Origin of the sequence: Paenarthrobacter sp. PH39-S1, from assembly GCF_030063245.1 — a bacterium.
In the GTDB taxonomy this organism is placed as follows: domain Bacteria; phylum Actinomycetota; class Actinomycetes; order Actinomycetales; family Micrococcaceae; genus Arthrobacter_M.
In genome coordinates, this window is the sequence record NZ_JASISR010000027.1 from 1 (window position 1) to 19,512 (window position 19,512).

General features: G+C 66.0%; 18 protein-coding genes. 11 read left to right on the forward strand and 7 right to left on the reverse strand.

Features of this window, described 5'->3' with window-relative positions:
• Positions 1-581: 581 nt before the first annotated feature.
• The 5 genes from QMG52_RS15990 (at position 582) to QMG52_RS21990 (ending at position 2,850) form a co-directional block, all read left to right on the forward strand.
• Positions 582-1,031 (forward strand): globin domain-containing protein, encoded by a 450-nt coding sequence (locus QMG52_RS15990; RefSeq protein ID WP_283561412.1) that lies wholly within the window; start codon positions 582-584, stop codon positions 1,029-1,031.
• A gap of 72 nt (positions 1,032-1,103) precedes the next feature.
• The gene (locus QMG52_RS15995; protein ID WP_283561413.1) at positions 1,104-1,859 is read left to right on the forward strand and encodes a histidine kinase; all 756 of its coding nucleotides are present in this window, start codon (positions 1,104-1,106) and stop codon (positions 1,857-1,859) included.
• 48 nt (positions 1,860-1,907) lie between these two features.
• Positions 1,908-2,351, forward strand: coding sequence for a hypothetical protein (locus QMG52_RS21980; protein WP_349361739.1), 444 nt, complete (start codon positions 1,908-1,910; stop codon positions 2,349-2,351).
• Positions 2,352-2,408: 57 nt separating this feature from the next.
• A complete protein-coding gene (locus tag QMG52_RS21985; RefSeq protein WP_349361740.1) occupies positions 2,409-2,567 on the forward strand; it encodes a response regulator in 159 nt (52 codons plus the stop codon).
• Between the two features lie 169 nt (positions 2,568-2,736).
• A complete protein-coding gene (locus tag QMG52_RS21990) occupies positions 2,737-2,850 on the forward strand; it encodes a helix-turn-helix domain-containing protein (protein WP_349361744.1) in 114 nt (37 codons plus the stop codon).
• 844 nt (positions 2,851-3,694) lie between these two features.
• Here the strand turns inward: QMG52_RS21990 and QMG52_RS16005 are convergent.
• Both QMG52_RS16005 and QMG52_RS16010 read right to left on the reverse strand, forming a co-directional pair.
• On the reverse strand, positions 3,695-4,543 hold the full coding sequence (locus tag QMG52_RS16005) for a spermidine synthase (protein ID WP_283561414.1): 849 nt from the start codon (positions 4,541-4,543) through the stop codon (positions 3,695-3,697).
• Positions 4,544-4,546: 3 nt separating this feature from the next.
• Positions 4,547-5,743: an aminotransferase class I/II-fold pyridoxal phosphate-dependent enzyme gene (locus QMG52_RS16010; protein ID WP_283561415.1), complete on the reverse strand. Its 1,197-nt coding sequence runs from the start codon at positions 5,741-5,743 to the stop codon at positions 4,547-4,549.
• Positions 5,744-5,865: 122 nt separating this feature from the next.
• On the opposite strand from QMG52_RS16010, the gene coaD reads away from it, so the two are divergent.
• The 5 genes from coaD (at position 5,866) to mutM (ending at position 9,078) form a co-directional block, all read left to right on the forward strand.
• Positions 5,866-6,366 carry a pantetheine-phosphate adenylyltransferase gene (gene coaD / locus QMG52_RS16015; RefSeq protein WP_283561416.1) on the forward strand — a complete coding sequence of 167 codons (501 nt, stop codon included), beginning with the start codon at positions 5,866-5,868 and terminating at the stop codon, positions 6,364-6,366.
• A gap of 160 nt (positions 6,367-6,526) precedes the next feature.
• Positions 6,527-7,096, forward strand: coding sequence for a YceD family protein (locus QMG52_RS16020; RefSeq protein ID WP_283561417.1), 570 nt, complete (start codon positions 6,527-6,529; stop codon positions 7,094-7,096).
• A gap of 50 nt (positions 7,097-7,146) precedes the next feature.
• Positions 7,147-7,350 (forward strand): 50S ribosomal protein L32, encoded by a 204-nt coding sequence (gene rpmF, locus QMG52_RS16025; protein ID WP_196396088.1) that lies wholly within the window; start codon positions 7,147-7,149, stop codon positions 7,348-7,350.
• 10 nt (positions 7,351-7,360) lie between these two features.
• The gene (gene rnc, locus QMG52_RS16030) at positions 7,361-8,128 is read left to right on the forward strand and encodes a ribonuclease III (protein ID WP_283561420.1); all 768 of its coding nucleotides are present in this window, start codon (positions 7,361-7,363) and stop codon (positions 8,126-8,128) included.
• 2 nt (positions 8,129-8,130) lie between these two features.
• On the forward strand, positions 8,131-9,078 hold the full coding sequence (gene mutM, locus QMG52_RS16035) for a bifunctional DNA-formamidopyrimidine glycosylase/DNA-(apurinic or apyrimidinic site) lyase (protein WP_283561421.1): 948 nt from the start codon (positions 8,131-8,133) through the stop codon (positions 9,076-9,078).
• A 153-nt stretch (positions 9,079-9,231) separates the two neighbouring features.
• Here mutM and QMG52_RS16040 read toward each other — a convergent pair whose 3' ends face one another.
• The 5 genes from QMG52_RS16040 to QMG52_RS16060 form a co-directional block, all read right to left on the reverse strand.
• On the reverse strand, positions 9,232-9,501 hold the full coding sequence (locus QMG52_RS16040) for a hypothetical protein (RefSeq protein WP_283561422.1): 270 nt from the start codon (positions 9,499-9,501) through the stop codon (positions 9,232-9,234).
• 40 nt (positions 9,502-9,541) lie between these two features.
• Positions 9,542-10,291 carry a hypothetical protein gene (locus tag QMG52_RS16045; protein ID WP_283561423.1) on the reverse strand — a complete coding sequence of 250 codons (750 nt, stop codon included), beginning with the start codon at positions 10,289-10,291 and terminating at the stop codon, positions 9,542-9,544.
• Positions 10,292-10,434: 143 nt separating this feature from the next.
• On the reverse strand, positions 10,435-11,439 hold the full coding sequence (locus QMG52_RS16050) for an NAD-dependent epimerase/dehydratase family protein (RefSeq protein ID WP_283561425.1): 1,005 nt from the start codon (positions 11,437-11,439) through the stop codon (positions 10,435-10,437).
• The gene (locus QMG52_RS16055) at positions 11,436-14,315 is read right to left on the reverse strand and encodes an alpha/beta fold hydrolase (protein WP_283561426.1); all 2,880 of its coding nucleotides are present in this window, start codon (positions 14,313-14,315) and stop codon (positions 11,436-11,438) included. Before QMG52_RS16055 ends, QMG52_RS16050 begins: the two co-directional genes overlap by 4 nt.
• Positions 14,309-15,334 (reverse strand): 3-oxoacyl-ACP synthase III, encoded by a 1,026-nt coding sequence (locus QMG52_RS16060; protein ID WP_283561427.1) that lies wholly within the window; start codon positions 15,332-15,334, stop codon positions 14,309-14,311. Before QMG52_RS16060 ends, QMG52_RS16055 begins: the two co-directional genes overlap by 7 nt.
• Positions 15,335-15,642: 308 nt before the next feature.
• Here QMG52_RS16060 and QMG52_RS16065 point away from each other — a divergent pair, with 308 nt between their 5' ends.
• A complete protein-coding gene (locus QMG52_RS16065; protein ID WP_283561428.1) occupies positions 15,643-19,452 on the forward strand; it encodes an AAA family ATPase in 3,810 nt (1,269 codons plus the stop codon).
• Positions 19,453-19,512: the final 60 nt, after the last annotated feature.

Here is a 19,512-nt window from a genome sequence, read left to right on the forward strand (position 1 = left end):
GGGCAGACTCAGGCTCCGGCCCAGGCCCCCCAAACGAAGCCCCCTGCTGCTCGTGTCCTTCGGTAACCGTCATGGCAATTCCTCATCTCCAACAGGAACCTTAATACACAGTTAAGTAGACACCCCCGCGGCGGATCCAATCCAGGACGACCGCCGGGTCCGAGTCCATGGTCATCCTCACCAGCTCCCCGGTGTCAGGATTCAGGGCGCAGCCAACAACGTTGGCCGCGTGAACATCCAACCCAATAAACGTATGCTGATACATGACCGGGACCTCCCAAAATTCACATGTGGCACTACCAATGCAACTCTCGCCAAGGCCCAAAGCCAAGAGGTTGATCCACTGGCAACCCACGGACGCTGTGACACAGAAGGCCCCGGCCCTCACCAACTCCGGCCGGTCCCTGACCGGCCGGATACAAGGCCGTTCCCGCCGGGCCACAGGCCCCGCGGCGCCGCCTTCAAAGCGACGGCAACATGCCAGCATCAAGCCGGCGCCACGGGACCGCCCGGCGACAATGGCCGCCCCGGACGGGCAGCAAACCCAACCACCCCCACCTCATATCGTCTAGAGTGACGGGGTGCAGACTGTGTACGAAGCTTCGGGCGGCGGGTCAGGGCTGCTGCGCCTCGCTCATGCATGGCATCGGCGGGTTATGACCGACGGGGTCGTCAGCCATGCGTTCAGCCATGGCTTCGACCCCCAACACAGCGAGCGATTGGCCGCCTACTGGGGCGAGGCGCTCGGTGGCCCATCCACGTACTCCAACACACTTGGTGATGAGAGCTCAGTCGTGCGGATGCACAGTGGAAACGGCGAGCATGACGAGATGGATCGCCACGCCATCTCCTGCTTCGACCAGGCCCTAACAGATAGTGGATTCGACGAAACCCCACAGCTGCGACAGGTGCTTTACGACTACTTTGCCTGGGCCACGATAACGACCCTGTCCCATTACCCCGCATCCGCTGATGACGTGCCCGGAGACCTTCGCATCCCGCACTGGTCGTGGGATGGGCTTGAGTGCTAACGAATAGTCTGTCGCATCCGGTCCGCAACGTCGTCACGATCAGCCGCCCGCGTTGTTCGCCGGGTCGCGACCATGACCATTGTCGGATCCAGGCCAGACGCGCGTTCGGTCGGCGCTCATCGTTTTGCCCGAATCCCCCTGATTCTGCTGCATCTGCCGTACGTGGTTGTTCCGGTGGTCTACGTGGTGGTGGACGTTGCCGCGACATGGCAGGATCGCCGCCTTTGGATTCTCGCACTACCCATCGCTGGCGCAGCCGGGGTCCTGCAGCTGCGACACAGTCTGATCGTGGCATCCGGTTACCGTCCGAAGCGATGGCCGGCATCTTTCTCTGTGTTGGTTGGCCTGCGCGTGCTACCCGCGTTCGTGCTCGGCATCAACTGGGAATCCGCGTTGCTGATGGTGGCGGCGTCGTCCTTCCCCTTGCTGCCGCGATCGGTCGCTGTTGTCGTCCTTACAACGATCTGCCTGATCACCTCGTTTTGGGCGCTGGCGACGTTGCGGCCCGCCAGTCTGAGCCAGGCGATCTACTGGGTCGCTTCCAGTGGCCTCTTCATAGTCGGATTTGGGCTCGCTATTCCCGCCGCCGGCGCAGCCGTGCGGGTACTCACCGAGCTCCAGCGTGCCCGATCGGACCTCGCCGAACAGGTCGTCAACGCGGAGCGGACACGGGTGGCACGGGACTTGCACGACCTCGTCGGACAAAGCCTGTCGGCGGTGTCGCTCAAGGGTGATCTCGCCCTTCGGCTGCTCGCCGCCAAGCAGCGGGCCGCTGCCCGGAAGGAGATCGCCGGACTGACCGAAGTGGCCGGGACCGCGTCGCGTTAGGTCCGGGATGTGGCCCTCCACCGCCGTGCGACGTCCTTTGACACCGAATTGGACAACGCCAGCGTACTTCTCTCTTCAGCCGGGGTCGCCGTCGAGATCCACGCGTCAGCAACGGCCCTAACTGATCAGATCGAAGAGGTGCTGGCATGGACTGTGCGGGAAGGCATCACGAACGTGGTGCGGCACAGCGACGCCGCCACGGCCACGATTACCGTCGAGACCACCGATGACCGGGTTGTCCTCACATTTTGGAGCGACCGCCCACGACCCACACTGGCCTCGGGATCCGGTTTACGCGGTCTGGATGCCCGCGCCGCGGCAGTGAACGGTCGCATCGACGTGACGCGAGGCAACGGGTCGTTCACCCTCCGAATTCGACCTGCCCACTACTCGAGCATGATTCGCATCCTGATTGCTGAGGACATGCATCTCATCCGAGGCCCGATGGTCGCGCTGCTGACCCTTGAAGATGACATGGAAGTCGTCGCTTAACTCGACCGCGGCGACGCCATCCTCTCCTCAGCGCTCAACACGCGTCCCGACGTCGGCGTGCTCGACATCGATCTCCCGGGTCTCGATGGCCTCAGCGCCGCCAAGGAACTTCACGATCGAATCCCCGAATGTCGAATTCTCATATTGACCGGACTCAGCCAGCCCGGAAACCTCCTCCGTGCCCTCCAATCCCATGTCCGCGGCTTCATCCTCTAAGACGCGCCAGCTGAATCACTCGCGGACGGCATCCGCCGTGTCGCGGCAGGTGAACGCGTCATCGACCCGGACCTGATCGCCGCCGCGCTGGAAACCGCAACGAGCCCGCTCACCGCCCGCGAAGCGAGCTGCAGACGGAGGCGCTTCCATCGACACCATCGCGCGACAACTGTATCTCGCACCCACCACCGTCCGGAACTACCTGTCGAGCGCCATCAGCAAGGTCGGAGCAGGCAACCGCAGCGAAGCCATCCGGATATGCCGGGACGCCGGCTGGTTATAGGAAGACAGGCACGCGTCCTTGCCGAGGCAGTCAGACCCCGCCCTGACATGCCTCAGTGCTACGACGGGACCGCGACCAGTTGGGCCTCCTTTTGGGGCGACCAGCGGCAGAACATCGTCGCCCCGCGGAAGGGCGGCCCGGACCACCGAAGCGCACCCGAGGACCGAGCGTTGAAGCAGACAAGCTGGACTTTCTGAGCCGCGCGGGCACGCATGTGATGGGTCGGGTCACCTACGAAGAGATGGCGGGTTACTGGCCGAATTCCGACGACGAGTACGCGGCCCCGATGAACGAGCTGCCGAAGGTCGTGTTCTCAAAGTCCCTGCATGATGCGGCATGGAGCGGCACCACGATTGTGAGCGGAGACCTCGCCGACGAGATCATCGCGCTCCGCAACGAACCCGGAGGCGACATCTCAACGCAGGCAGGCCCGAGAATTGTTCCGTCCACAAGAGCGCCGCTCGGACAGTTCAGGTTGAGTTCGGAACCTATCGTCGCCGCAGCTGGGCTGCGGCAACGAGACCCATGCCGAGCCATACGGCAGCGAGAACAAACAAGAGCAACGGCTTCCATCGGATACTGCCTGTGGCTACGTCGATTGTTCCCAAAGTCGCCCAAAGAACGGCGCCGAGAACCGCAGATATTAAGACAACCTTTGGAGTCTCGAATTTTTTCATAATTGTCACTCCCATGGGAAGCATTATTCCAATTAGCAAGGTTGCGGCGGCGACGAATACGCCCAGGGTCGCGGTCCGGGCACCGGCCACCCCACGGGTTGAAACTACTTTCGTTAGCTTCCCTCACAGCGCCCAGAGACCCGGCAGGTGAACACCGGGACGGCAGGTCAGCCGGCAATGCGGTCGAGCTCCACGCCCGTCAGCACAGTCGCCGGGTGCGGGCCGCCGGCGGTAAGTTCGGCGGTCCAATCTTCGGGCCATGGCACCGTGGTGCCGATCAAAATGATGTTGCCGGGATAACGGCCGGCGAACATGCCGGTTTCGGCAAAGGCCGCGACGTCGCCGGTCCGGAAACTGCCCCCCGGGTCAACAGCGGCTTCAGCCGTCGCATCCGTCGTCACCTCTGGTCCGGAGCCCGTCATGGCGCGCCGCAGGGCACTGACCTGGCTTCGCACCAGCGTCAGCGCGGGTTCATCTCCGACATTCACGATCAGCACGCCGCCGGGGGACAGCCGGGCGGCGGCTTCCTCGTAGAATTCGGTGCAGGCAATATGCTCGGGAGCGTCAGGACCCGAAAAGATGTCCAGGATGATGACGTCGAAGAACAGATCGCCCGGGAGCGCGGCCTGGACTTCGCGGGCGTCGCCGATGTGCGTGGTCAGTGCGGTCCCGGCCGGCAGGGGGAGCTGCTGCAGCACATAGTCGAGGAGTTCGCGCTCCAGTTCGACGGCGTGCTGTACAGACCCGGGGCGGGTCACCTGGATGTAGCGGGCCAGGGTGAGGGCGCCGGCGCCCAGGTGCAGGACGCGGATCGGCTCGCCCGCCGGGGCGGCCAGGTCAACGATGTGCCCGATTCTGCGCAGGTACTCGTAGAAGATTTCTTCCGGATGGGCCAGGTTGACGTGCGATTGTTCCGCGCCGCCGATGCTCAGGACGAAGGAGCCGTCCTTGAATCCGTCCGGGGAAATCGTGGCGTGCTGGCCGGTGGTGCGCAGGTAGCGTGTTTTATCCGCCAAGGGCTACAGCCGGTCCTTGAGCGTGGCCAGCCGGGCCGCGGCCTCCTCCAGTACCGCGGCCTTTTTGCAGAAGGCGAAGCGAAGCAGGGATTTGGTCCGTTCTGCTCCTTCGGGGTGGCAGAACACCGGGACGGGAATCGCCGCGACACCGATCAGCGATGGGAGCCGGCGGGCCAGTGCGGTCGCGTCGGTGATGCCCAGGGCCGCGGCGTCCACGTTGATGAAGTACGTGCCCTGCGACGGCAGGACCTTCAGCCCGGCCGCGCGCAGCCCTCCACTGAGGATGTCCCGCTTGCCGGCCAGATCCGTCGCAATGCCCCGATAGAAGTCGTCGCCGAGGGCGAGGCCGCCGGCGATGGCGTTTTGGAAGGGTGTGCCGGAGCTGTAGCTGAGGAACTGCTTGACGGTTCGGACCGCCGCGACCAGCTCGGCCGGCCCGCTGAGCCAGCCGATTTTCCAGCCGGTGAAGGAGAAGGTCTTGCCGGCTGAGGAGATGGTCAGGGTGCGCTCGGCCGCGCCCGGCAGCGTCGCGATGGGGATGTGCCGCAGGCCGAAGGTCAGGTGCTCGTACACCTCATCGGTAACGATAACGGCGTCGTACTTTGCTGCGAGCTCGACGATCCTGCCCAGCACGTCCGTCCCGAAGACGGCACCGGTCGGATTGTGCGGGTTGTTGATCAGCACCACCTTTGTCCGCGGCGAAAATGCTGCTTCCAGAGCGTCCAAGTCGGGCTGGAAATCGGGGGCGAGCAGGGGTGCTGTGGTGTGCGTCGCGCCGGAGAGGCCGGCGACGGCGCCATAGGAATCGTAGAAGGGCTCGAAGGTGAGCACTTCGTCGCCCGGTCCGACCAGGGCCAGCAGGGTGGCGGCGATGGCTTCGGTGGCCCCGGTGGTAACAATGATCTCGGTCTCCGGGTCCGGCGTCAGCGCGTAAAAACGCTCCTGGTGGGTGGCAATGGCGGTGCGCAGTTCCATGGTGCCCTTACCAGGGGCGTACTGGTTGGCTCCGGCGGCGATGGCGGCACGCGCGGCTTCCTTGATCGACGCCGGCCCGTCCTCGTCCGGGAAGCCCTGGCCGAGGTTGATTGCTCCGGTCTCCTGGGCCAGCGTGGTGATTTCCTCGAAGATCGTCACGCCGAGGGAGCCGTCGGCCGCCAGCAGGTTGGCTCCGTCGGCGGTCCGCTGCCACGGTGCGCTCATGCGTTGTCCTCGGTTCCGTATCATCGGCCGTGCGGTCGGTCAGCTGTCGCAAATGCGTCCTTGCCATGATAACGCCGTTGTCAGGACTTACTCCCGTGCCGCCCATGGGTTAGATTCGGAACATGCGACGTGCGGTATGCCCCGGTTCTTTTGACCCCATCCACAATGGCCATCTTGAGGTCATTGCACGGGCTTCGGGCCTTTTCGACGAGGTCATCGTGGCGGTGTCGACCAACTACGCCAAGAAGTACCGCTTCACGCTCGATGAGCGGCTGGAAATGGCCCGGGAAACCTTCGCGGCCGTGAGCGGGATCCTCATCGAACCGATGGGGGAGGGGCTGCTGGCCCGGTACTGCCATGACCGCGGTGCGTCAGCGATTGTCAAAGGCCTGCGGTCGTCGTCGGACTTTGACTATGAACTGCCGATGGCCACAATGAACCGGCAGCTTAACGGCGTGGAGACTGTGTTCCTGCCAGGCGACGGCAGGTATCTGCACCTGTCCTCCACCCTGATAAAGGAGGTGGCGGACTTGGGCGGGGATGTTTCCGATTATGTGCCCAAACTGGTCCTCCGCCGGCTCCTCGCTGGCGCGCCTGCCAAGGAAACAGGCCGGGGGCAGTAAGCTTGTAAAGGCCGCTTGGCCGAGCCGGAAGGATGCGGATGCATCCGAACAACCGGGTCTCCCGTGCGCTGAACCCTGTTTTTGGGTATGGCCGGGGTTTCAGGCTAAGATGATACGTCGGTCATATGTTCTACAGGAGTTTTCAATTAGTGCAAGCAAGATGGGTAACCGTCTCAACCCGGGCTCGCCCCTAACCCTTCAGGTTAAGGACATCGGGCGCAGCGCAGGCAGTATGCGGACCCTGCAGGAAGAAGTGCCCGCACCGAAGGATTTCGGTGTGCCGATCATTGGCGTGCAGGAAGGGTCCTTGATGGACCTGGATCTGAGGCTGGAGGGCGTACACGAAGGAATTCTGGTATCCGGTACCGCAGTCGTCGAAGTGACGGGTGAGTGTGCCAGATGCCTGGATCCCCTTGCGTATGACCTTGAGGTCAATGTGCAAGAGCTTTTCTCCTACGAGGAGCCGTCTCAAAGCGGTCCCCCCGTGGGAGAGGACGAAGAAGAGCAACGTTGGATCGAGCACGATCAGATCGATCTTGAACCGGTGTTGCGGGACGCAGTGGTAACCGCACTGCCGTTCCAGCCGGTGTGCCGGGAAGACTGCCAGGGATTGTGTTCCGAATGCGGAATTCATCTGGTGGATCAGCCGGGGCACCACCACGAGGTCCTGGACCCTCGCTGGGCCGCCCTACAAGGCTTAACCGGCAAAGACAGTCAGATCACGAACTGAATTAGAACCTGGGGAAAACCCGGGTTCGTCGAGAGAGAAAAGAGTTAGCCGTGGCTGTTCCCAAGCGGAAAATGTCCCGCTCGAATACGCATGCCCGCCGGTCTCAGTGGAAAGCCACTGCACCCGCCCTGGTCAAGACCGTTGAAAATGGACGCGTGACCTACAGCATGCCGCACCAGGCCAAGGTCGTTACCGACTCCGCTGGCACGGCGCTGTACCTGGAGTACAAGGGCCGCAAGGTCGCAGACGTCTAAGACGTCCGCAATGAAGCATTCTGCCGGTGCTGCCGCCGGTCAGTCGGAACGGGTTTTGCCTGATCCGGAGGCCGCGCATCATTTGCTGTTGAAGCGTCTCGGTGTCGATATCGATGCCGGGACGCTTCGTCTTGCCCTGACTCATCGCTCGTACGCGTATGAAAACGGGGGGATGCCCACCAACGAGCGCCTGGAGTTCCTGGGCGACTCCATTTTGGGCTTCTCGGTGACGGACGCTCTGTACCGCGACAACCCGACCCTGCCCGAGGGCGATCTGGCCAAGCGGCGTTCGGCCGTGGTCAGCACCCGTGCGCTGGCCGTGCTTGGCCGCGAGCTGGGCATCGGTGAGCACATCTACCTCGGTGCGGGCGAGCGTCTGACCAACGGCAAAAACAAGTCCTCGATTCTCGCGGACACCATGGAAGCGCTGATCGGCGCGACCTATCTGTCCAACGATCTGGAGACCGCCCGCCAGCTCGTCATGAGATTGGTGGGTCCGCTCCTGCTCGACGCCGCTGCTTTGGGCGCCGGTACGGACTGGAAGACCAATATTCAGGAAATCGCCGCCAGCCGGCACTTGGGCCCTGTGCAGTACCTGGTCACCGGCTCCGGCCCGGACCATGCGCGGTCCTTCGGCGCGAAACTCCAGATCGGGGGCGTCGACTACGGTACAGGCGCCGGGAATTCGAAGAAGGAAGCGGAACAGGAAGCCGCAGCCGACGGTTGGAAAATCCTGGGTGCCCGCTGCCCTGACAACCGCGCAGCCGGCTCGGTCTAAGCGTGCCGGAACTGCCGGAAGTTGAGGTCGTCCGCCGGGGTCTGGAACGCTGGGTCGCCCGCCGGACCATCACCGCCGTGGACGTACCCGATCCCCGCTCGATCCGCCGTCATGCCTTGGGCGTGGATGACTTCCGCAGCAATCTGGTCGGCGCCAGGGTGCTGGATGTGGTGCGCCGCGGTAAGTTCCTCTGGCTTCCGCTCACTGACGGGGCGGACGACGACGGCGTGCCCCACACTGCGCTGATGGCCCACCTGGGCATGAGCGGGCAGCTGCTGATGCAGGATCCGGCGCAGCCGGACGAGAAACTTCTCAAAGTCCGGCTGAAGCTCTCACCTGTCGACGGTGCTCCGGACGAACTCCGGTTTGTTGACCAGCGGATTTTCGGCGGCCTTTTTGTCACGTCCTTGGTGCCGACGTCGGACGGGCTTCCTGGCGGCCAAGCAGCATGCGCGCTGCCGCTGATCCCCGCAGAGGCCGCTCATATCGGCCGCGACCCCTTGGACCCTGCCTTTTCTCAGGAGACTTTTTATCAAAAGCTCCGGTCCCGCAAGACCGGGCTGAAACGGGCCCTGCTTGATCAGGGTCTGATCTCGGGCATCGGCAACATTTACGCGGACGAAGCGCTGTGGCTGGCGCAGCTGCATTTCGCCCGGCCTACGGACACGCTGCGCCGTGCCGAAGCACAACGGGTAGTGGACGCGGCCAAGGACGTGATGGGCCGCGCCTTGGATGCCGGCGGCACCAGCTTCGACTCGCTGTATGTTAATGTCAATGGCGACTCCGGGTACTTCGACCGGTCATTGAACGCCTACGGTCGCGAAAATGAACCGTGCCCGCGCTGTGCAGATATTGGCTTGGATACCCGGATCCGGAGGGACTCGTTCATGAACCGGTCGTCCTACAGCTGCCCGGTCTGTCAGCCCCGACCCCGCAACGGCCGCTGGTAGGAAGATGGACGAGGCGCTGGTATGAAGGAACCTGCAGCCGGGGCAGTGTAGCTGGGAGGGCATGCAGGATTGGAAGGACATTGCCGGCCGCCAATTGGGAAGGGCCGGTGGCTGGCGCCCGGTGCGGCCCGGGATTCCAGGCCCACGCTGCATTCAGGTAGATAACGACGGGCTGTCCGGGTCCTGCCGCGCGAGCGCATATTTGGCGATTTTAGCCCGCCGGCTTTGCAGCTCGATTTCGATGTTCGGCCGCCCGCGGACGGAATCGCCTTCGTCCGCCACCGGACCCGCGGGGCGTCCGCGGTCCAGCCGGTCGACGGCGGCGCTCAGCTCCGCATCCGGGTGCAATGCGCGCAGATTCACAATGAAAAGGTCCTCGGCCTGCCGGGGGGTTACATTGGATGAAATCAATGGCCAGACCATCCAACAGCCTCCTTCCTTGGTTGTCGCGGGTAAGTCCATTTTAGCTCTCGTCCAGGATATCCCGCAGCACTCCGGCGCACGCCGTCGCAATTTGGATGACCTGCGGTGAATCGAGCCGGCACGGCTGGTCCTTGAGCTCCGGCGCGTAGGGAACGTCGACGGCGAAGACTCCCAGTATCCGTTCGGAATCCTCGCTCAGGATCGGCACCGCGAGGCCTTCGGCATATTTCGGCGCTATCTTGCGGAACTCGTCGTAGGAGAATCCCATCCGGTCTGCTTTGGAAAGCGCGTCATAGGCCTCAGCCGGCACAATACCGGGTTCGTTCCAGGTAGCCGCAACCTGCCGCCAATCGAAATGCCGGGGCGCCAGGTCGCGGACAGCCTGTCCCACCGCGCCCTTCCCCTCAGTCCAGAAGATCCCGGAGCCCTGCGGGTATTCGTTCAGGCGGTATCGGATCCGACGCGTGAGGTGCCGGCGTTTCCACAGCCACCGGTGGCGGGGGAGGACGAAGAGGGACCCACCCAGGGCGGTCAGGTCGAGAAGGGTGATTTGCCCTATCGATTTCAGGGATGCCAGAACCGCCTTTTCCAGTTGCTTCTGGCGGTGCTCCCGCCGCGGAAGCCGGTAAAGCTGCACGCCACCGCGGATGCTCTGGACGAAGACCACGGCGCCGGCCCCGGCGATGATCCAGAATTCGAGCGTGGCGTTCGTGGCGACCCAGCCGACTTGGGTTGCTCCTTTCAGAACAACCAGGGCCAGCGCAAGTAGCGCAGCCACAACTCTGCTCACAAGACCGAACTTTCGCCCCATCCAAGAAGACTACCCACTACTCCCCGCTGATGCGGCTGATGACGTCGCCAGACAACAGCCAGTGTGCTGCGGTTGTGGCGGGTGTGGACGCGGACGGGCGCCGAATCTTGGAGATGGGGCTGTCAGGCGTGGTAATGGGCGCCGAGGCGCTGCAGACCTTCGTCCACACTGACCGCCGGCTCCCAATCCAGCACCTCGCGCGTGTGCCGCTGGTCAAACCAGTGCGCAGTGGTGAGCTGCTCGGCCAGGAAACGGGTCATCGGCGGCTCGTCGCGGACCCAGCCGCGCTTCCCGGCGAGGCTCCAGGCCCTTTCAATGACAGAACCCGCGCCGCGCGCCAGCCAGCCGGGAACGGACCACGTAGGAGAGCCGGCGCCGGCAGCGGCGCAGATGCCGGTGATGAGCTCGCCCACGGGGCGCGGCTGGCCGTTGGTGACCACCAGCGCCTGTCCATGGGCATGATCCATTCGCTCAAGACCTCGGACGATGGCCGACGCGGCGTTGTCGATGTAGATGGTGTCGATCAGGGCCGCGCCGTGGTCGAGCACCGGCAGCCGGCCGGAACGGGCACGCTCCACAACCCGCTCCACCAGCTGGGTGTCGCCCGGACCCCAAACGATATGCGGCCGGATGGCGGTCACACGGAACGCGGGAGAGTCCTCAGCCAGCGCGAGCAGCTCGGCGGTGGCCTTGGACCGGGCGTAGTTGCCGCGTGCGCGGTCCGGATCCGCCGGTCCCGCGCTGGCGCCGACGATCGAGGCGCCGAAGTGTGCCACGGAGGGCGAGGAAACGAAGACGAAATCGCGGACTCCAATGGCCTTGGCCGCGGCGAGCAGTCCGCGGGTGCCTTCGATGTTGGTGGCGGCGAAGTCGCTCCAGTCGCCGGTGAAGGAGACCTTGGCCGCGAGGTGGATGACGGCGTCGACCCCGGCCACGGCGCGTGTCACGGCTTCGCCGTCGGTGACGGAACCCTGCACGAATTCCGCCGGACCTGATTCTGTTTGCAACCCGGGCGGACGGCGCTGGAAGGTCCGCAGGGCATATCCCTTGTCAATCAGGAGTTGGGCGACGGCCCGGCCGAGCAGTCCGCTGGCTCCCGTAACCAGTACCGTCCGCGTCTGGCTCATGGCCGGCGCATCTTGCCGCCGGACAGCGCGGTGGTGGCCCAGGCGGCGAGGGCGGTGCGGTCGATCTTTGAGTTGTGCCGTATGTCCGTGGGCATCGACGGGATGATGAGCACCGCGGCCAGATCCATGCCAGCACCCGGGTAGGCGGCTGCCGCTGCGCTGCCCGGGGTGCCCGCACGCGCTGCCGAGCCCGCTGCTGTTCCCGCACCCGCTGCTGTTCCCGCACCCGCTGCTGTGCCCGCGACAACGGCAGTGCGGACCTCGCCGGCGAGCTTGGGTGATGCCAGGGCAGGAGTGCTGGCGGCGGGTACGGTTTCGATGATGGCGACGGCCGCCTGTGCTCCGGCCGGACCAACGCCCACGACGGCGGCCCGGCCGACGCCGTCGACCGTTTCAGCCAGCTGCTCGGCGGCAACGGGAGTCCGCACACCGGCGGCGGTGGCCAGGATGTGGCTAAGCCTTCCTTCGACCCAGAGCCGTCCTGCGTCGTCAAGGTGGCCGACGTCGCCGGTGCGGTGCCAGCCGGGGATCGAGACGCTATGGTCCTGGGTGATCCAGAGCCTGTCGTAGCGGTCCTTGACGTGGGCGGCGCTGACGAGGATCTCGCCCGTAATGCCGGGCGAGGTGGACGGCTCGGCCGCGACGCTGCCGTCGGGGCGGATGGCGGAGATGGCCACCAGGGCTCCGGGGACCGGGGTTCCGACGCAGACGCCATTGCCCGGGCCGGCCGCGCGGATTTCCTCCAGGCTGATGTCCGTCACCGGGAGTGCTTCGGTCATGCCGTAGGGGGTGTGCAGTGACGCGGCTGGAACCAGCTTTTGCACGCGGCTCAGCAGGGGCTCCGGGATCGGCGCGCCCGCGGAAAGCAGCAGTTGTACCTGGGCCAGGGACTGCCGTTGCGCCAGGGTCAGAACCGATGCGGTGGCGAGGACGTTGACCAGCGCAGCCGGAGAGGCAAACACCGTGGTGGCCTGCACGGCCGCGGCGGCATCGGCCAGGGCGGCTGCGGTGAGCGTTGCGGGGGCGGTGACGTCCATGTCCGGCGTGACGGAGGTGGCGCCCAGGGCGGGTCCGAGCAGGGCAAACGGAGCGAAACCCGCCACCAGGGAGGTGCCTGGCTGCAGGTTGTAGGTGTTTTTCAGGGTGTCCCGCATGGCCGAGAGCTGCCGGTGCGTGTAGACGACGCCCTTGGCGGGACCGGTGGAGCCGGAGGTGAAGAGCACGGCGGCGTCCGCGTCCGGATCGATGGGGCGGACGGTCGGGGCTGACGTGCCGGATGCCGGAATTGGGCCGCTCGGCACACGTGGGTCAATCGATACGCCCGCGCCGTTCGATATGCCCGGGTCGACCGACCCTGTGCGCTGTGCGTCCCGGCCGGCGGACAGCAGCTCCGGAACGGTGTGTGCCACGCCGAGCAGCCGGCGCCTGACAGCACCCAGTGGTGCAGCGCTGATCCGGATGCCGGGCCAGCCGTACAGCCGGGCGCCGAGCAGCGCGCGTTCGATGCCGATCAGGTAGGCCGGGCCGGCGCCCTTGATGGCCCGGCTCATGCCTGCTGCGCCGAGGCCGGCGTCGGCCACGACGATGACGGCGCCGAGCCGCAGACTGGCGTAGATCAGCGAGGTCAGTTCGATCCCCGGTGGAACGAGCAGACTGACGCGGTCCCCGGCCTTCACGCCGATGGAATCGAGACCGGAGGCAAGCTGGTCCACGCGTTCGGCCAACTGCGCCCAGGAGAGGGTGCGGGGGCCGGTGCTGCGGACCGCCCCCAGCGGGGCCATGTCGACGACGGCGGCGGCGGAGTCGGTGCGGCGCTCATCCAGTGCGGCGAGCATCGGACGGAAGCCGCAGGCGGTGCCGGGCTGGTCGTGGGCCAGACCCCAATCGGCTCGATCAGCCGGCGCTGCCGGATGCCGGCCGGCGCGGTCATCGGCACGGTCACCGTCGCGATCAGCGTTCTTTTCGACCCAGCTGAAGATGGGGGTGGCAACGTCGCGGTCCTCAGGCAGCAGATGCCCGGCACCCTCAAAGCGGTGCACATCGGCCTGCGGTAGCCGGTCCATCAGATCGCGCAGGTAACGGTCCGAGAACACCGGGTCCTTGGGTCCCCAGAGCAGCAGTGCCGGAACATCAAGGGTGCGGATGCTATCGGCCACCTCGGCCAGGGTGCCCCAGCTCGGATGGGACTCCCCGGCCGGGATGTCGGCGACGAAGTTGCCCACGCCCTGCCGGCGGGCGGCGGTTCGGTACGGTGCCATGAATGCCGCGCGGACGTCCTTGGCCAGGGCCGGGTGCGCCAGCGCGTGCGTCACGCGCAGGAACGCCGCCGTCGTCGTCGTTCCCCATTGATGCACGCCAGGGTGCAGCGCCAGCTGCAGCGGCGCGGGCACGGCGAACCCGGCCGGATGCACCGCGGTGTTGTTAAGCACAACGGCGGCGAGCTGGCTTCGGTGCCGGGTGGCCCAGCCAAGTGAGATGACGCCACCCCAGTCGTGGCCGACGGTGACCACCGGGCCGGTGATGCCCAGCTCGGCGGTCAGGTCGCCCAGATCGGTGATGCGGTCCTCGAGCCGGCGGAAGACGCCGGTGCGGGCGGAGAAGCCCATGTCCAGCTGGTCGACGGCGACGACGCGCCACGGCCGGTCCGCGACGGACGCCGCGGCCAGCAGTGTCCGCCACAGGTAGGACCAAGTGGGGTTTCCGTGCACGCACAAGAGCGTTCCCGCTGGCTTTGCACCGCGGGCGGCCAGCTCATCGGCGTTGTCCAGCAGATGCCAGCGGTGGCTGCTGCCGGCCGGGTCCGGGAGGGATGTGGAGGGGACGTCAACAAACCGGGACCAGGAGGGATCAACCCCGGGCCATACTTCTGCTACCACGCAATTTCCATCATGGTGGTGTTCAGCCCGGAGCCCACGCCCATGCACAGCACCCGGTCGCCCTGGCTGAGCGACTGGGCTTCCTGGGCCAGGGTCATCGGCAGCGAGGCCGGGCCCACATTGCCCCAGCGCGGGAACGTGATCGGCACCCTGCTGCGGACCAGGTTCACGGCCTTGATGATCGCGTTGGTGTACGAGGTGGAGACCTGATGGGTCACGTAGCGGTCCATCGACGTCCAGTTCCAGCCGTCCTTGTGCGCCTCATTCCACGCGGTGACGACCAGCTCCAGGCCGCCGTCGAGCAGGCCCTTGGCGTCGGTGAACATGCCGTCGGCGCCGCCGACGCAAAGTTCGTGGTGCTGGGTACCGGCGCGGGAGACGCCGCCGAGGATCCGGTGCGAGCCCGGATGCTCGTCCGCCGGTCCGATGACGGCTGCCGCGGCTCCGGATCCGAGCGTGAGAGTGGCGAATTCGCGCAGGAAATCCTCGCGGGTGGAATCCGGGCGGTTGAGCCGGGCGAACGTGGCCTCCTGGGTGCCTTGGGCATCCTCACCGGCCACGATCAGGGCGTACTTGATCTGGCCTGAATCGATCATATTGGCGGCCAGAGTGATGCCGTTGACAAACCCCAGGCAGGCATTGGCCAGGTCGAAGTTCATCGCGGAGGACGGCAGTCCAAGCCCGTGGTGGATCTTCACGGCCACGGAGGGTTCGAGGTTTCTGCGCGTCACGGACGTATTGATCAGGAGGCCGATCTGCCCCGGTTCAATCCCGGCTTCGGCCAGTGCCTTGGCACCCGCCTCGATGGCGGCGTCGTCGAATGCGGTACCCGGGGACCACCAGCGGCGCTCCGTGACTCCGGCGACCCGCTCCAGCAGACGTTTGGACAGGTGCAGCCGTTTGAGGCTGGGCGCCAGGCGCTCGTCAAAGTCCGCGGAACTGACGACTACCGGCGCCTCCACACTGGTGACGGCCAGCAGCGCCGTGTTGTCATGTCGAAACGTCGCGTTGCCGATCAATATCCAGCCTTCATCCGTGTGTGGTCTCTTTGGCGGGGCAGGAGCGGCACAGGCCACCCAAGAGATTAACTATGCACCTAAAACCATGGTTCCTGCACATGCACCGTATGGCATGTTTCCTGCAGCTTTCTATCCTATCTTCGCCGTTAATCCGATGGTGATCAGTAAATTTGGGGCGGACGCCAGATTTAGGGCCGCCGGCAGCTTTATGGCACACGGTAGATTTGGGAGGTACACCGCCCAGCCTGGCAACCCGCCGTCGCCCAGCGCGCGTTCCGACCCGTCCCATCCGTGAGAGCCGAAACACCTTGCACCTGAAAAGCCTGACCGTCCGAGGGTTTAAATCCTTCGCCTCGGCGACAACTTTTGACTTCGAACCCGGCGTCACGGCCGTGGTTGGCCCGAACGGGTCCGGAAAATCCAACGTGGTGGACGCGCTGGCCTGGGTGATGGGCGAGCAGGGGGCCAAAACGCTGCGCGGCGGAAAAATGGACGACGTCATTTTTGCCGGCACGTCCGGGCGTCCGCCGTTGGGTCGGGCCCAGGTGTCCCTCACCATTGACAACGCCGATGGCGCCCTGCCGATCGAATACAGCGAAGTCACCATATCCCGCACCCTGTTTCGCACCGGCGGGTCCGAATACGCCATCAACGGCGTCGGCTGCCGGCTGCTGGACATCCAGGAACTGCTCTCCGACTCCGGCCTGGGTCGGGAAATGCACGTGATCGTCGGGCAGGGACAGCTGGATAAGGTGCTGCATGCCACGCCCGAGGAGCGACGCGGTTTCATCGAAGAGGCAGCCGGGATTCTCAAGCACCGCCGGCGCAAGGAAAAGACGCTGCGCAAGCTGGAGGCCATGCAGGCCAATCTGGCCCGGCTGACGGACTTGACCACCGAACTGCGCCGCCAGCTGACGCCACTGGGCAGGCAGGCCGAGGTGGCACGCCGCGCCCAGACCGTGCAGTTTGAACTCCGCGATGCCCGTGCCCGGCTGCTGGCGGATGACCTGGTGCAGCTGCAGAGCACACTGGCGCGGGACGTTGCGGACGAGACCGCGTTGAAGGCCCGGCGGGCCGAGGTGGAGCAGACGCTGGAATCGGGCCGGCTGCGGCGGGCCGAATGCGAGCAGCTGGCGGCCGCGGCGACGCCGGCACTGAACACGGCGCGGGATACCTGGTATCAGCTCTCCGCGGTGCGGGAACGGCTGCGGGCCCTGGGAAATCTTGCGGCCGACAGGCGCAGGCTTCTGGGTGCGCCGGATGCCGCGCCGGATTCGGAGCGCGATCCGGAAAAACTGCAGCAACAGGCCTCTCGGGTTCGGGCGGAGCAGGTCCAGCTGGAGGGGTCCGTGCTGGCGCGGCGCGGCGCCCTGGCGACGGCCGTGGCCGCCAAGGCGGACGCCGAACGCGCCGCCGCGCAGGAAGACCAGCGGCTCACTGCCATCCTGCGTGCCGCGGCCGACCACCGCGAGGGACTGGCGAAGCTGGCCGGCCAGGTGGCCGCGGCCCGCTCCCGGGTGGAATCCGCCGAGGCCGAGGTGGGCCGGCTGCGCGGATCCATGACCGCGGGCGAGCAGCGTCGGGCAAAGGCACAGGAGGAGTTCACCGCGCTTGAATCCCAGGTGGCGGGTGTGGAGCAGGGCGAAGAGACCCTGGACGCGGACTACGAGCGCGCCAGCCAGGTGCTGGAAACCGTGCTCGCGGAGATCGAGGACCTGACCGCTGGGCAGCGTGCGGCCGAGCGCGAACGCGATTCCCTGGTGGCCCGGCGCGATGCACTCGCCGTCGGGCTGCGCCGTAAGGACGGCACGGGGTTGCTGCTGGCCGCCGGTCAGGAGGGAGTCCTCAGTGCGATTTCGGACCTGATCACCTTGCGGCCCGGCTATGAGACGGCGGTGGCCACGGCGCTTGGTTCGGCCGCCGACGCCGTGGCCGTGACCGATCTGGCCGCCGCCGTGGCGGCGTTGGAAGTGCTGAAAGACGACGACGGCGGCCGCGTCGAGCTGATTATCGCCGGGGCCGCGCAGCCCGCGCATTCGCTGCCCGGAGCGCCGGGTGTCGACGGGCTCGGCGCGGCATCTGATGCACCGGGGGCCGACATACCGGTGGTCGACGGGCTCGGCGCGGCATCCAATGCGCTGGCGGCCGACGTATCGGTAGGCGGCCGACCGGGGGCCGACGAAGGTACCTCGGCTCCTCGTCCGGCGGTCGACCACAGTGTGTCTGTCCCGATGCCCGAGTCAGGCCGCTCCGCGACCGCTTGGGGGGAATCTGAAGGCGTAATGGCCGCAGATCTGATTGCCGTGCATGATCCCAGCGCCGGACCCGGCCTGGCTGCCGCGCTGGCCCAGCTGCTCGCCGACGTCGTCGTGGTGGAGGACCTGACTGCGGCCATGGCCGCAGTCGGCGCCCATCCCAAGCTGCGGGCCGTGACGAGGGCCGGCGACGTGATCACCGCGGTCAGCCTCAGTGGCGGATCCGCCGGCGCGCCGTCGACCCTGGAACTGCAGGCCGACGTCGAAGAAACCGTCGCGGAGCTGGCCGGCGTGACGGCGGAGGCGGAACAACTGCGCTTCGCACTGTCCTCGGCTGTGGCACGGCGCGATCAGGCCCGCAGCCGCACCGACGCTGCCCTGGAACGGCTGCACGATTCAGATGCCAGACTGGCTGCGGTGGCGGAACGGCTGGGCCAGCTGGGGTCATCACTCCGCTCCGCCGTAGGGGAGAGCGAGCGGCTGGCCGCCTTGCTGGCGGCGGCGGAGGCCAATATTGGCACCGAGCAGCAGGCCCTGAACGGGATTTCCGCACGGCTGGATGCCGCACGGGTGGCCCCCGCGGAGGACGAGCCGTCCATGCAAGCGCGGGATGAGCTCGCCGCTGCCGCCATCGCCGCCCGGGCTATCGAGATGGACGCACGGCTCGGCCTGCGCAGCTCGGAGGAGCAATTGAGCGCCATCTCCAACCGGGCGGCATCGCTGGAGCGCGCGGCTGTCACCGAGCGGAAGGCGAGGGAAGTGGCAGCGGAGCGTGCACGCCTTCGAGCTGCACAGGCGCGAAAGGCTGCCTCCGTGACCGCGGCCGTTCAGCAGACTCTGGCGTTTGTCGATGTTTCGCTGGAGGCCGCCGGTCGGGAGCGGGACGATGCCGCCGAAACCCGCGCCGCCCTCGAGAGCGAATTGGCGGACATCCGTACCGGCAACGAAAAAGCCGCCCTGGAACTGGCCAAACTGACCGATTCGGTGCACCGGGATGAGCTGGCGAGGACCCAGCAGCGGCTGCGGATCGAGGCCCTTGAGAATCGTGCGATAGAGGATCTGGGCCTTACGGCCGATCATCTGGTCGCCGAGTACGGACCGGCCACCCTTGTCCCGACGGGGCCTGGCGAGGTCACGGACAAATGGGCCGCGCTGCGCGCCCCGGTGGACGCGGACGGCAACGAGGTCCGCGAAGGCCTCCCGTTTGTCCGCGCCGAGCAGGAAAAGCGTCTGCGCCGGGCGGAGCGGGACCTGAGCGCACTGGGCCGGGTGAATCCGCTGGCGCTGGAGGAATTCGCTGCTCTCGAGGAACGCCATCAGTTCCTGAGCAGCCAGTTGGAGGACCTGAAGGCGAGCCGAAAGGACCTGATGGACATAATCCGCGAGGTGGATGAACGCGTGGAACAGGTGTTCACGGCCGCTTACACGGACACCGCCCGGCACTTCGAATCGGTCTTCGCCGCGCTTTTCCCCGGTGGCGAAGGAAGGCTGGTGCTCACCGACCCGTCAGAAATGCTCACCACCGGCATCGAGGTGGAGGCTCGTCCGGCGGGAAAGAAGATCAAACGGCTGTCGCTGCTCTCCGGCGGTGAACGGTCTTTGACAGCGGTGGCCCTGCTGGTGGCGATCTTCAAGGCGCGTCCCTCGCCGTTCTATGTCATGGACGAGGTGGAAGCGGCACTGGACGATACGAATCTGGGCCGGCTGCTCAACATTTTCGAGGAGTTGCGGCAATCGAGTCAGCTGATCATCATCACCCACCAGAAGCGCACGATGGAAGTGGCCGATGCGCTGTATGGCGTGACCATGCGCGGCGATGGCGTCTCGACAGTCATCAGTCAGCGGCTCGGCGCAGACGTGTAAGTGAGGTCCTGCCAGTTCGATTCAAAACCTGCTTGCACTGATTGCAATGCATGCACTGCA

Bases quoted from the DNA above. Each gene is read 5' to 3' on its own strand.
- QMG52_RS15995 (WP_283561413.1), top strand. From the start codon at position 1,104: ATGACCATTGTCGGATCCAGGCCAGACGCGCGTTCGGTCGGCGCTCAT.
- QMG52_RS16010 (WP_283561415.1), bottom strand. From the start codon at position 5,743: ATGAGCGCACCGTGGCAGCGGACCGCCGACGGAGCCAACCTGCTGGCG.
- coaD (WP_283561416.1), top strand. From the start codon at position 5,866: ATGCGACGTGCGGTATGCCCCGGTTCTTTTGACCCCATCCACAATGGC.
- QMG52_RS16020 (WP_283561417.1), top strand. From the start codon at position 6,527: ATGGGTAACCGTCTCAACCCGGGCTCGCCCCTAACCCTTCAGGTTAAG.
- rnc (WP_283561420.1), top strand. From the start codon at position 7,361: ATGAAGCATTCTGCCGGTGCTGCCGCCGGTCAGTCGGAACGGGTTTTG.
- QMG52_RS16040 (WP_283561422.1), bottom strand. From the start codon at position 9,501: ATGGTCTGGCCATTGATTTCATCCAATGTAACCCCCCGGCAGGCCGAG.
- QMG52_RS16050 (WP_283561425.1), bottom strand. From the start codon at position 11,439: ATGAGCCAGACGCGGACGGTACTGGTTACGGGAGCCAGCGGACTGCTC.